At 57.9% G+C, this 13,151-nt stretch carries 11 protein-coding genes; 3 read left to right on the top strand and 8 right to left on the bottom strand.

Annotated features, from left to right (window positions below; all coding sequences use genetic code 11):
- Window positions 1–47: 47 nt before the first annotated feature.
- Window positions 48–248, bottom strand: coding sequence for a DUF1328 domain-containing protein (locus KK141_RS21380; protein ID WP_214573046.1), 201 nt, complete (start codon window positions 246–248; stop codon window positions 48–50).
- A gap of 481 nt (window positions 249–729) precedes the next feature.
- Between KK141_RS21380 and KK141_RS21375 the strand changes: the two genes are divergently transcribed.
- Window positions 730–951 carry a hypothetical protein gene (locus KK141_RS21375; RefSeq protein WP_214573045.1) on the top strand — a complete coding sequence of 74 codons (222 nt, stop codon included), beginning with the start codon at window positions 730–732 and terminating at the stop codon, window positions 949–951.
- 294 nt (window positions 952–1,245) lie between these two features.
- On the opposite strand, the gene KK141_RS21370 is transcribed toward KK141_RS21375, so the two are convergent.
- The 3 genes from KK141_RS21370 to KK141_RS21360 all read right to left on the bottom strand — a co-directional run bounded on the left by KK141_RS21370 (window position 1,246) and on the right by KK141_RS21360 (window position 4,098).
- Window positions 1,246–1,965 carry a Crp/Fnr family transcriptional regulator gene (locus KK141_RS21370; protein ID WP_214573044.1) on the bottom strand — a complete coding sequence of 240 codons (720 nt, stop codon included), beginning with the start codon at window positions 1,963–1,965 and terminating at the stop codon, window positions 1,246–1,248.
- Window positions 1,966–3,376: 1,411 nt separating this feature from the next.
- Window positions 3,377–3,595: a hypothetical protein gene (locus tag KK141_RS21365; RefSeq protein WP_214573043.1), complete on the bottom strand. Its 219-nt coding sequence runs from the start codon at window positions 3,593–3,595 to the stop codon at window positions 3,377–3,379.
- A 197-nt stretch (window positions 3,596–3,792) separates the two neighbouring features.
- Entirely contained in the window at window positions 3,793–4,098 is a 306-nt protein-coding gene (locus tag KK141_RS21360) for a hypothetical protein (protein WP_214573042.1), read from the bottom strand.
- Between the two features lie 657 nt (window positions 4,099–4,755).
- Between KK141_RS21360 and KK141_RS21355 the strand changes: the two genes are divergently transcribed.
- Window positions 4,756–5,124 (top strand): hypothetical protein, encoded by a 369-nt coding sequence (locus KK141_RS21355; protein WP_214573041.1) that lies wholly within the window; start codon window positions 4,756–4,758, stop codon window positions 5,122–5,124.
- A 186-nt stretch (window positions 5,125–5,310) separates the two neighbouring features.
- Complete coding sequence (locus KK141_RS21350; RefSeq protein WP_214573040.1) at window positions 5,311–6,066, top strand: hypothetical protein; 756 nt, start codon at window positions 5,311–5,313, stop codon at window positions 6,064–6,066.
- A 109-nt stretch (window positions 6,067–6,175) separates the two neighbouring features.
- Here KK141_RS21350 and KK141_RS21345 read toward each other — a convergent pair whose 3' ends face one another.
- The 4 genes from KK141_RS21345 to KK141_RS21330 all read right to left on the bottom strand — a co-directional run.
- Window positions 6,176–7,099 (bottom strand): hypothetical protein, encoded by a 924-nt coding sequence (locus KK141_RS21345; RefSeq protein WP_214573039.1) that lies wholly within the window; start codon window positions 7,097–7,099, stop codon window positions 6,176–6,178.
- A gap of 29 nt (window positions 7,100–7,128) precedes the next feature.
- Window positions 7,129–9,345, bottom strand: coding sequence for a DEAD/DEAH box helicase (locus tag KK141_RS21340; RefSeq protein WP_214573038.1), 2,217 nt, complete (start codon window positions 9,343–9,345; stop codon window positions 7,129–7,131).
- Entirely contained in the window at window positions 9,345–10,643 is a 1,299-nt protein-coding gene (locus tag KK141_RS21335) for an ATP-binding protein (RefSeq protein ID WP_214573037.1), read from the bottom strand. Before KK141_RS21335 ends, KK141_RS21340 begins: the two co-directional genes overlap by 1 nt.
- Window positions 10,640–13,151, bottom strand: a 2,512-nt coding sequence (locus KK141_RS21330) for a TerB N-terminal domain-containing protein (protein ID WP_345777831.1), incomplete at its 5' end; no start/stop codon positions are given. The genes KK141_RS21335 and KK141_RS21330, both read right to left, overlap by 4 nt.

Raw genomic sequence — 13,151 nt, 5'->3', positions numbered from 1 at the left:
CTTACTGGTCAGCCCCATGAGTGCTATCCGCGAGAAGTAGATGGGGGCTATGACTTGTCGTCAGTGTCATGCCAGCTGACCGTAACGGAATGCCCGTGCCTATTGAAAATGAATAAAGTGACGCACAAAGCCAAGGATCCGAAGAAGATGAACTGGGCGACACCAGCGGTGGCGCCGGCGATGCCGGTGAAGCCAAGGGTTCCGGATACCAGTGCAACAGCAAAGAATATGAGTGCGTAGTAAAGCACGATGACAACTCTTGCAGTAGATAAGGCGTCTCAGCGCAGGCGTAGAGCCGGCTTTTGATGGCACTGGCAACGCCATACAGCATCTCTCCGGTGGGCGCCTTGACAATCGCAATGATCGCAGGCCGGAAGGAAAGTCCCTTTTCCTCCCGACGCGGGAACAGTAAGCGCGCCGAGAGCTTCGCATCGGTGCGCCAGCGCACATCAGAGTGGCAATGTGCGGCTTCGAACATTGAGAAGAGGGGCGTCGTAACGACAGACAGGATAGAGGCAAAGATCGCGATCAGCAGAGCCATGTGGATTTCAGTCATTCGCGATCGGTGCGGCATCGCTAAGAGTGGCACGATCGCAGACTGGCTCCCACATGCAAGGTACGCTAGCGCACCGACATTATCGCCGCGGCGCCGCAGAGTACGGCCCTTGGGTGAGCCAGCCTGTGCTGGCGCTCAAGTTGGTTCGTCGATCGAATCCGCCGAGGACAGCTATGACGATCTCCAAAGAAGCTGGTTTCACTGGCCTGGAGAAGCGTTTTGATACCCTTCTTGACCAGAACCAGCGCATCATGCAAGAGAACGAGCTACTGAGGCGTGAGTTGTTACAGCATCCGTCCGGTGCCTTGCAGATTCGATCCGTGGAACGCTCTTTGGGGCGAGCTTATCGGCAAATCGATTCCATAGAATCACATGGGATTGTCAGTCGCCGGTGAGCTGCCTTGGAAAGGCCTCAGCAAATGAGGCAAAGCTTACGCTTGGTTGTCATGGATCGTTCTGCGCTCTTTGTCATCCTTGCTGCGGCTCGCTGATTGCATCGCATGCCGAAGCGCGGCGTGATATCTGGAGGTTGCGATCGTTTGAGGCGGCCATGATCGGTGTCATGCCCCCCTGGCCTTTGCTGCCTGGCGCGCCGCCTACCGCCATGACGTTTGCGGGATCACTGCGCGCCCACTATTGAGTAGCGCCACGATCTGCCTGTGCACGAGAAGTTGATTCCGTAGCATCACTTACATCGCTATCGGAGGAGGGAGAAGGCGGTCGTACTCCTTCTTGACCACGGCATAGCATTCACAGGTTCGCCGCTCCAGTTTTTCGCGATCGAGCACCGTGATATGGCCGCGCTGATACTGGATCAGCCCAGCTTGCTGCAGGTTGCCAGCGGCCTCCGTGACACCTTCACGACGAACGCCCAGCATATTGGCAATCAGTTCCTGCGTCATCACCAGCTCTTTGGAGTGCAGTCGGTCTAGACTCAGAAGGAGCCATCGGCACAGCTGTTGATCCAGGGAGTGATGGCGATTGCATACTGCCGTCTGCGCCATCTGCGTTATAAGGGCCTGGGTGTAGCGAAGCAGGAGATGCATGACAGCACCGGCTCGACTGAATTCCTGCAGCATGAGAGCAGCCTTAAGCCGATATCCCTGACCAGCGCTTTGTACTAAGGCGCGACTCGGTGTCGACTCCCCTCCCATGAAGAGCGAAATGCCGACAATGCCCTCGTTGCCGACGACAGCAATCTCCGCCGAGGCTCCGTCTTCCATCACGTATAGCAACGACACAATCGAGGTGGTTGGAAAGTACACATGAGTCAATCGGCTACCAGATTCATAGAGCACTTTGCCGAGTGGCATTTCCACCGCCTCAAGATGCGGCAGCCAATGCGCCAATTCTGCTTCTGGTAATGCGGCGAGTAGCCGATTCTGTCGCGGGTCATTAGCCGAGGGCATAGGTTCCTCCACTGCGGTTCGGCAGTGCGATTTTAGGTCCCGGGCAGGGCTCTAGAAAACTGTCACAAGGGAGTCTTGTCCACGATCGCGGCTTAGAAAGTGAAAATCTTGTTTAGGGGCGGCGAGCGGAAATCTCCGCTTAGCACCTGCGTCATTTGGCGCAGGTGCTAGCACGGTGATGTCGATACGGTTGGGCGCCCCCACTCCCGGACCACAGGCCGATCGCCAAGGGTGGGGGCTGCGCAGGGGGCATGCCCTTGCGGCGCATGCTGGCCAGAAGGCCAGCTCCGCCCAGTTGCTACTGGCAGGCCTGCATGCATGTCTTGGTCATCAGTTCCTCGCTTGGCTGGCGCGGCATCAGCGTCATTTGTAGCGCGTTGCTGGCCGTAGATCCTCCGATCTTCAATAAGCACTATCAGGTGTCTACGGAATCGGGGGCGTACCAGTCCTTCAACTGATGGGGCGTGAACCGGCGTGGAAGAATGGAAGTTGATTTCCTAACGCGCAGGTCGCAGATTGATTCCGCGAGTTGTCTTTGATTCACCGGTTGCGCTGATGCTCCTGGTGGAGTGCTACGATCATCAGGCGATCAACTACCAGGGGTGGCTGCCCATGAACCGAGACGACCCAGATAAGGTGCGAGCGGAGATTGGAAGGCTAATGGATAACGCCGAGTACGCGGCACTGGTCACCGAATGCAGTTCGCTACGTATCGCATTGGATTTTGCGTGCCAAGAACTTGCAGCGTTGATGCATCGCGCCGACACGCGGGGTGAATATACGCGCAGGCAGTTGGTTAGTTTGAGTACAGAGGCTGCCCTGCGGCAGGGTCTTAGGCTCTTGCATAAGTGATTCAGTGAATACGCCTTCGTGTTGAAGGGGTATGAATGGCGTCATTGCCGACCGAGCCTGCTGTCATGCCGGTTCCTGGCTTCGAGCGATCTTGCTCCGGCTACGGGTTGAACTCAGAAGTTAGGTTCGGATGGCGGCATATGCTTGCCCATACGTCGTCATTGAGGGGTAGCGAGTTGCACCGAAGGTGTGAGGCGCAACTTTCATAGACAGTTTCGTTCAGCGGCCGTGACTTGGGTCATAGTCCAGCTTACTGGGCGACGCTATGAACGGCGTTATTCGTCGCGAGATGATTGGAGACTGGGAGCTATCTCTTACTGAGATCAGGCATTCCACCAGTCCGAGAGTTACTACATATCGATTTGGCGCTCGTATGTCCCTTGGTGGCGGTCGCTTCAACAGCGAGATCGGCGATCACGCGCGCGGGTTTCTGTCCAAAGCGGAGGCGTGGGCTGCTGGCAAGGCATTCATTGGACAGGGTGAGGTCTCGCGATAGGTATCGATGGATACCGCTTTACGCTACCGATAGGCAGGTGTGCGGTAACTGAGGCTTCGATCGCTATGCGCGTTTGAAGCGGCGTTTGCCATCAGGGGCCTCGAAACCGCCGTCGATGACATTAAGCACGGTGCCGTCCGAGAGCTGGTATCCGACGGGACCTTCTTCCATGGCATCCGGATCGGCAACGGTTCCGACGCGAATCATCAGTGTGAGCGACCAAGCGACGTCCCGAAGCCCCCACTCATCAATGATCTCGATCGAGCTGGCCCTAGTAGGCATGAAGTAACTCCGGAGGCCAGTGAGGTTGATGGCGTGCAGTTGCGCCTTATCCACTATGTCTTGAATTGATGACTCATGTCGGCCAGGTGCTCGATTGCTGTCTAGCTGGTCCACATGCCTCGCGGATGGTCGCGATAAATGCTGCCTGCCTCAGGCGAGCAGCGGTTGCACATGGAAGGGGGGGCTGAGATGACGTTTCAGTCGCTGTCATTCGAAGCAAGCAGCCTGTGCGCGAACTCGCTAGCGTACGCTGAGAGTGCCTGGCGATCGGCCTCGCGCCCAGTATTCAAGCACCAAAGGGCGAAGGCGCCGGACTGCACCTCCACCTTGAATACGATGACACCGGCACGCCGCTGCTGATCTAGAACCTTGGTGGCAGCTATCTCCCAATGGTCGAACGTCGCGTGCCAACTGCGCTGGGGAACAAGCAGGCGGAATGCGTCGTAGTCGTCGCTGGTGAACCAGGGGATGCCGACCGGGTGGCGCAGGGGCATTTCGTTCATGGGCTACTCCGGCGGCGAACGCCTCCGACATGACATGCGCCCACATAGGCCGAGGTCTCGAAGAGTCCACCCCCTCATCACTTGAGGCCGCACAGACGCTCACACTACGAGCCTACATGTGAGCTTCGCGTGCTCGACAGCTAAGCCTGGGCAAGCTCTGTATGATCCCCTGGGCATCTGCTTGGCGTTCGAGATAGTGCGAAATCGAGACAAAAGCATGTGGTGTCGAGTGGTCAGCCCCGCCACGCTCACTTTTGATGACTACGTCCCCTTAGTTGCGTCATATCGCGTCGCGCGTCGCACAGGTTAAGGGGCATCGTAGGCGTCGTAGGGCCTTCCGCCCTCGGTGGGCAGCTTCGTCGAAATCGACCTCCAAAGGGTGCGCGGGTGCGGCGGGGGTAACCGCGCATCTCAGGGGGGCATGCTGGCGCTCGCGCGGGGGTATCTGCTAGATGGCTGGACATCGGCCAAGACACGATGGGGTTTCTTGTATGAGATCGACGGCAAGCAAGAGCCGTGGCCGCCCCGCTTAATGAGCCCCTCCGATCTGGGGCGGCTGTTGAAGCCGTTCGTGTTCCTCGACATCTCTAGTGCAAGCGGCGTGACGCTGCGGCTGATGAAAGAGATGCCACTGCCACGGTCTTTACCGAAGGGCGCATGCACTTCAACGAACCGGCTAGTGGCACGGGCGCGATCGACTACGGCGGCGTCGAATGGATGCGCGCCGACGTGTGGCACGGTAAGGAAATGACGCCAGACGACGTGCCGCGCATCCGGGGCTTCCAGCTTTGGCTGTCTTTGTCTGCCGAGCTGGAAAACGGCGAGCCCGTCAGTCGCTATATCGAGGCGAAGGACATGCCTCAGGCTGGGCCTGCGTATGTGATCGTCGGACAGCACGACGGTGTACAAAGCCCCGTGCCCGCACCGGAAGGCATCAATTGCCTGCTCGTCGCTCTGCCCGCTGGCGAGCAGAATCGCCCACAGGCCATGCCGTGGGCTGGCTATCACTGGCTAAGGGATTGCTGATGGCCGATGGGCGCGTCGACGCAGGCGTGATGGTGGTGTCCGAGCCGGGCATCGCGCCGATCGCGGTTGAGGCCGTGGGTGAGAGCGATGCGGTACTCATTCCATCAAGGGGTACTTGGTGAGGTAGTGTGTGCGAGGGGAGGTAGGGCCGGCTCCGAATCCCCGCACGTCACCGGGAGGGGGAGCATGGATCGAACGACTGCGCTTGTGCTGCTGGCGGCCATCTTGAACGACATTACCCTTCCGGATGGGAGGGCCGCGACCGACGCATTCCTCGGCCTGCGTGAAGTCGACGCTAAAGTTAGGGAGGTCCGGCATGTCATCGAAGGCGTGGATGGGTTGCCACCCAACATGCTGGCTCAGTTCGACAACGACCCTAACTTCGAAATATCGAGTCGGCGGGTGCGGCTTGAGGCACTGGCCACCCACATCAAAAGCGCGCAACGATTTCTGAACGCGGCGCCCGCTGTGCCGGCCAAGAAGCAAATCATCGCGCCGCCCGATGTGTCCAAGCTGACCGTCACGGTCCCGTTACTCAAAGAGTCGGTCGAACGTCGATGGCGCGAAGCGCAGAAGTGCGTGCACATCGGTTGCTTCACCTCGGGCATCATCATGATGGGCAGCGTGCTTGAAGCGCTTCTGCTTGCGCGCTTTCTGTTGCACCCGTCCGTGGCCTATCAGTCGGCGAAAGCCCCTAAGGATAAGGGCGGCAAATCACCGGCCATCCAGGACTGGACGTTGAATGCTTTGGTGGACGTAGCCGTGGATGTGGGCTGGCTCAAGAGTGATCGCGGGAAGTTCAGTCATGCCTTGCGGGAGTCCAGGAATGCTGTGCATCCCTGGGTAGAGGTGTCGATGCAGGCGAATTTTGATGAGGCAACGTGCCGCACCTCTTGGGAAGTCTTGCGCGCGTCGGTCGATGATCTCATTCGTTCGGTGTAAGGCGTACGCGGGCAAAGCAGAGCCACAGCATGAAGCGAAGTGCGCGTCTTAGTATTGTTCCAACACGACGCTCAAAGCCAAACCAAAACCCTGTAATGCTTAGCGTTGCTCAAGCCTCTAGCATCTCCCCTTCGGGGAGTTCAGCCAGAAACGCATTGAAGCCCTGCCGGTCCTCTTTGTTCGATAGCATTGGAAGCAGGCGGCGCAGGTTCTCTTGAGTCAACAGCCGCCGTCCAAGCGCGATGACTTCCGCGGCCTGAGCCAAGGTTGGTTCAATGCTCTCGTTCCATTTAGCGAGGTCCCGTAGCGTCTTCTCCTTCGCGCCATCAACGTCCAGCGCCTTCACGGTGGCCAGGTTGGCCATGCCGAGCACCAGCAGCCGACGCAGGTCGTTTTCCTTGTATAGGGTTGCCACGCCGTCCAGTTGGCCGACGACTTCCTCGATGTAGTTGTCGCCTGGCTGGATGCGCTGGCCCACGGCGCGCATGTGATCCAGGTCTTCCGCTGTCGCGACCCGCGATCGGGTGAGGGCGCCGCTGCGACGTCGCACCAGGCCGTCGACGATAGCAATGACCGTAGTAGGTGGCCCTTTCACAGGGTCGCGCAGGCGACCGGCATATTTGTTGATCCACCTGGCTCCGCAGGTCCCATCCATGAGCGCGGCAATACGTTCTTCGATCGCAGGAATGCGGTGTTGGAGAGCGACTAGGGTTTCCCGGCGTTCCTTATTCCGCAGGTCTCGATCAAACGCCTTGGACAGACGCTCGAAGACGACGTCGAAATGCCTCTTGCCGCAGTCCTTCCCGATGTTGGTCTCGCGCCCGTCGCTGGTGGCGACTAGGTATCCCTTTCCGTGGGACCTGTGGCAACTAGAGAGACCGCAAGGAAGGAACGGGAAAAGAGCATAACTGCCGATGATGCGTTCGAGTTTGACCTTCCGCGGGTTGAGGTCGGTGACGAAGCCTGGCCGGGACAGCACGTCATCCCATGACTCTAGGCGCACCAGCCCTTTGTCGGTGGTGAGGGTAATCATCTGTTGTTCCCCGTGTTTGTCCGGACAGCCTAGGGGCCACTGCTACTTTGTTGCGATCGCGATCCAAACTTTGTGCGTAACCAGAACAGGGCCTCATCAAGATTCAAATTAGAGCTCGCATAGCTCTGCCGTAGCAGGTTCGGCGAAAGCAATCCGTCCCATTTTTGGCGAACGAGATTGCCTGCTTTCGCGAGCAACTCGTCCACAGGAACGGCCGGCTTCGTGGCGATCAGCGCAAGCAACCCTTTTATCTCTTCGATACTACGGCCAGCACGTTGGATCTCGACTCCCAATTGGCCTGTGAATGCCTGCACCCCATGCAGCATCAGAAGACAAGCGATGGCCTCGTTGATCGCATCGCCCAGCCAAGTCAATAAGATCGCATGGCTTCCCTGATCCAGCAGCAAGCGCTCGTCCAAGGCCAATGTGGCGAACGCTTCGCGCCCCTCTCTCAAGAAACGTCGCGCCGTAGGGTCGAGAAAGGGCGGCTCGTCTTGCTTGAGATATATATCGCGCATGCGCTGCCGCACGCGAGTATGTACACGCCCGCCACCTCCATTGAAAAGCGGCGGCGCGCCGCCCTTGGCGGGGGCGACATGGATTGTCTTATGTTCTTCGTCGATGCCTTCAATTAGCCAAGTGCGCCCCCCAAATACAATTCGCTGGCCGGGTGTCATTATTTGCGAGACGGGCAGTGTCCCTAATGTTTTGCCACCCGAGATGATGCGGAACTCCTCATCGCTGGTGAACGCCGCATAGAAGGAATAGTGATTGACGATCTTGTCGCCAATGGGGCCATGGAGCAGTAGGCCTGAGTGATCCTGCGTCAGAATCTTGCTTTCTCCGAGGGCACGTAGCAGTTCGGCAAAGGCGTCTTTGGAAATTTGCTCGAACGGACCGGGCGGCGTGCAAAGGAGGCGGAACAGCTGGGCGGCTTGAAGGCCGCCATACTGCGCGATGGAAGATAAGAGTTGCTGCACGAGCGTGGAATAATGCGTCCCATGGACAGCGGGCGGCTCGAACCAGTTTTCCAGCAAAAGCGTGATGACGGCCGAGGTTTGCACGGTATCTAGTCGAAGCTGCGCTTTTAAGCTAGCTCCCCCGTCTAAGGCATCCTCAATGACATAGCTGCGCAAAATTGCGGGCTCACCCTCGCGTCGGCCAGAGCGTCCGAGTCTTTGTCGGAGGCTCGCAACGGAAGGTGGCGTACCGATTTGCACTACGCTTTTGACCGCACCAATATCAATGCCCAATTCCAAGGTGCTTGTACAAATGGCAGTTGCCGCGCGGTCACGCTGTTTCAGTGCAGTCTCGGTTTCGTAGCGGATTTCCTTCGATAGATTGCCGTGATGCGGCCAAAATTCGCTGGGGACTTTGGCCTGCTCACACAATTCATTTAAAAGATGTGTGTAGCGCTCGACCTCTCGGCGACTATTTGGGAAGATGAGGTTATTAGAGCCACGCAAAGCCTTGAATATATGCTGAGCAATCGCTAGTGGTGCACGTTCCGTTTCCGGATCGTTCTTGCCGCTCATTCCGTTGACTGCAGCGAGCTCTTCATAACCTTTAACCAAGATCAGCAATTGCCCTTCGGTTGATGCATCGACCATGGCCACGGCATGGCCGGGCCGCAGAAATTGGGCCGCCAAGCTCATGTCGCCCAATGTCGCAGAAAGGCCAATACGAGGCACCGTGTGCCCCAGTGCCACTTCAATGCGGTGCATCAGTGCCTGCAGCTGCTTCCCGCGTTCAGTGCCGATGAAAGCGTGAAGTTCATCAATGACGAAGAAGGTCATCTGCTTGAATAGGGCGGCGATGCCCGTGCCACGATTGCACAACGTGGCCTCTAGAGACTCCGGCGTGATCAAGAGCACGCCAGTGGGTTTTTGTACAAACTTCCGCTTGGCGGTTGAGGTGATATCCCCGTGCCATGGCCAGACGGGCACTTCCAAGTTCTCGCAAAGGCGGCCCAGGCGTTCAAACTGGTCGTTGATCAGCGCTTTCAGCGGGCTGATATACACGATCAAGCCATCGTCTGGTCGGCCGAGCAGATGGGTCAGGGCAGGAAGGAAGGCAGCTTCAGTTTTTCCTGAGGCGGTACTGGCTGCCAAGATGACGTCTTGATTGCCTGGAAGGATCAACGGAATGGCCTGTTCCTGAACGTCACGAAGCGCGCCCCAACCTTCAGCCCACAGATAACGCTGTATCCTCGGATCGAGCTGCAGGAAAGCTTGGGAGGCTGCCATCAGAGTCTGAAGGAAGCCAGTTCGTCTTCCGGATCCACGGCCATATCACTCTTGCCGCCTTCATCAATTTCCACTTGTATCTCGCCGATCAGACTTCTCCAGTCGGTGCCGGGATTCTGTTCCAGGATGGCCAAGAGATTGATGAAAGAGGTAATCGTCGTGCGTGGCGTGCGGAAGAAGCTGTCGCCGATACGATTGGCGCAGTGCTCCATGAAGGTCGCGATCGCCTGGTCGGGAAGTAGATACCGGGCGGCGTCTCCGGTAGCGTATACGTGGCGTATCTTCCCAAGAAGCAGGTAGAAGTCTTCCACCGTCAAGCTCGAAAGGCGCAGCACGGGGCCCGAGAAGTCGACAAGCTCATTGGTCGCGAAAGCGTTTTGAGCAAGCCTGCTTTGGAGCGCCGAGTAACTGTAAATCCCTCGACGCGTATCCATCAGGAACTCCGGCGTGCCGCCTAATACGAACCCTAGGCCTACGGCTGTGCCCTGCAAAGAGTCGTTGAGCATACGCAGAATTTGCTCGTAGTTGGAACTGCGTGCTTGCGAATTCGGAAGTTTGTAAAGATTGACCATTTCATCCAGGCACACGAACAACCCGGCATATCCGGCCAAGCGCACGAACCTGGCCATAAGCTTTAGTTGGTCGTAGACCGATGCGTCATCGACGATCGTACGAACACCTAATGCCGTGCGCGCGTCGGTCCGAGTTACGAATTCGCCCCGCATCCAGCGGGCGGCGCCTGATTTTAGCTGCTCGTTTCCTTCCTCAACGCCACGGCAATAGGCCGCGATGACATCGGCAAAGTCATAGCCGTTGACGAGTTCGGTCAGCTGCTCCAGCTTTGACCGAATGACATTCTCGGTCGGCAGGTTCTGCGCTTTGGCTTCGGACTTGGCGGTGGCGATGAACTTCTCAACGACGCCGGACAAGGCGCCGCCCTCCGGTTTGGTTCGAGTGGCTAAGTTGCGCATGAGCTCGGCATAAAGCGATCGCGCCTGCCCACCAGACGCATGCAGGCGTCGATCGGGATTGAGGTCGGCGTTCGCCACGACAAGCTTGCGCTCCATCGCAATGGCGCGGATCAGGTTCAGAAAGAAGGTCTTGCCTGCACCGTACTCGCCGATGACGAAGCGAAATGATGAGCCATCATCGGCAACGCGGTCGATGTCCGCGACCATCGCTTCGATCTCCCGCCCTCGGGCGACCTGAATCAAGTGTTGTCCCGCGCGGGGCACTACGCCGGCACGCAGAGATTGGATAACGGCGTCGCGATCCTTCGGGCGAATGGCAGCGTTCATGCTTCGATCTTCTCAAGTAGTTTGGTGTTCACGGAAATGGGGTCTTCGCCTTCGAACAATGGCTCGTCGAATGCCTCGAAAGCAGCCTCATTGATCTGTTCCATTGCACCGTCGAGCATCAAGCTCAAGTCGGAAGCCGCGTCCTCCAGTTCTGCGCGCCTCCACTCGGGTCGTGATAGCAGCAGGCGAAGCAGGGCAGAGTGATCTTCGTCCAAGCCCAGCGGTTCATCTTTACGGTCTTCAAGATCCGGTTGCGGATCGGATGTCGACGGCGCGGGCGTACAGTCAACCTCCTCAACAAATATCTTAGACAGCAATGCCGAGACTCGTACCGTGTCTTCTTGCAATGCTGCGATGCGCCCAGCATCCAGGCGGAAGCCCTGGTTCTCGGCTCGAGCAGCGGGCACAGGCACGCCGCCGGAACCAGCGCTATGGATATCACTGAAGACGCGCCTGGCTTCTACGCCGAGAGCTTTGTAGACCTTTTCCAGAAACTTCACTTCATCGGGAGAGACAAAGCCATCAGCTTGCGCGAGCGTTGCCATGAAGGCGGCGAGCGTTTCGCGTGCCGAGGTGGGCAAGGGCTCCAACTTCTTTTTCAGCGACGCCAAATTCATTGGCGATGCGGTCAACCATTGAAGATGCGCGTGCAGTCTACGGCGCTCCGCGAGGGTGAGGTGTAACCATCCTTCGATTTCCGCACGTAGATATGCGACCTCTCGGTCATGGAAAACTCCATCGGCCTGTGCCACGGCCGAGGCCAGCTGCAGAGTCAGCGCCGCCGTTTGATATTCGGCACGTGAGCTCATATTCGAATCCGCTTGCGACTGAGCAAACAATACGACCGTGTCCTGCTCGCCAGGGACTCTTGCGCCAGCAAGGATATGCGGCTCCATCCCAATCTCAACACTTTCAAGCGCCCGCGCTAGGCCTTTTATGTGATCCCGATTCATCACTTGATTGGCACCCCCCAATGTGGCCAGGAGTTCTTTCAGAGACAATGAGAGTCGACCTTCGCGCAATTGGGCCTTCAGTACGCTCAATTTTTCCTGAGTGGCATCGGGCCAGAGAGTGATGGGCAGAAGCAAAAGCCCTTCCAGCGCTCCAGCTGCTGCAGGATCCTTTCCGACGAGGCGGCTATAGGGTCCAAGCTCATCCGTGCATTCGTTCGCAATCTCCATCAGCTTCTTGATTGGAGCGGTCAAGGCAGTGACGTCCGGAACATCCCCAAAAGCCATCGTGATGTTGGCGCCGCGCAGTCCCGCCGAGGCGGCCTGGTAGACGAACTTGAGCTTGGTGCGGTTTTTCGGAAGCACCAGTCCTTGGCCAAGGACTTTATGATAGCGCTGAGCGAATAGACGCCCGAACTCACTGTGGCACCGAGTGGCTGCGGTGCGCAGGTAGCATTCTGGACTCAAGCGGACCCAGGCCAGCGCGAGCGGTGCGGAAAGCGGAGCCCGATTGACGGCGGCCTGGCCGAGAGCTAGTCGAAGATACGGTGGTAGCTCATAGGTTTTCGGAAAATCCGGAATAGGCTGTTTGTAGAGTTCACCAGACTTTCCGTCCAACTCGACCCAACTTAAGAGTTCACCGGCGTATCGTTTGAACGATCCGGATTTTTCGCCATAGATCGCAAGCAGTCGTCGGAGCTCGACGATGATGGCTGGCCAATCACTTCGCGCCATCGGGTCAGCGCGAGCGTCCACGATGACTCGACGTTCGAGCCCATAGAAGAACAAGAACACGTATCCGATGTCGCAGTCGGGATCCGATCGCCCTTCCGACAACCAATTCAGATAGGCACGCCGTTCCTCTGGGGAAGCCTCTGCATAGCTGGGCCAATAGCCCATCTGACGTACGCGGTAGTTACCTACGCGCGCTACGGTGTGCTGGCCACTTATCAGGCACGGTTCGATGTCACCATTGAGCGCTTTCAGCCTTCCGCCAACATAGAGCATCCCGCCAGGCAACCATACACCTGCGACTTCGATGCTCTCGCCAGGGAGAACCCAGCGCGCATCGCCGAAACCACTAGGTGCTTTCGGGATGACGTGCGACGGGGCGTGACTTTGGGGCGAGGCAGGAGAGACATAGAACTTGTCTGCATCGACAGGGGGGTCTGTGCGGTCAGAGGCTGTCGTCTTAGGCGGTAGCGGTACCGTATGGCTGGGCGCCGCTGATTGTGACGGTCCCTGACTCATCATCTGGGGCGGGAGGGCACCCTTGGGTTGAGTGGTGGGGCGCACGTGCTTGTGGATAGGTCGTTCCAGCTGATTCGTGGCGATCAGTTCGGCTAGGGTGGGTTCGTGTCGGTAGGAATCGTCGTTCAGGGAAGACTTGGGATTACTCGCCTTTTGGCCCAAATGCTTAATGACTAAATAAGCGACAAGGGCAATGCTGGCCATCACGCCAAGCCCAATCCAGACCCCCTTGGGTACCATGGCGATTAGAATCACTGCCCCGAAGACCAGCCACAGACCGCCTCCAGTTGAACGCTTCGCCATTTGC

The organism is Dyella sp. LX-66, assembly GCF_018599165.1.
Taxonomy (GTDB): Bacteria; Pseudomonadota; Gammaproteobacteria; order Xanthomonadales; family Rhodanobacteraceae; genus Dyella_D; species Dyella_D marensis.
The sequence above is the reverse complement of the archived record's forward strand: the minus strand, read 5'-3'. Positions and strand labels throughout refer to the sequence as shown.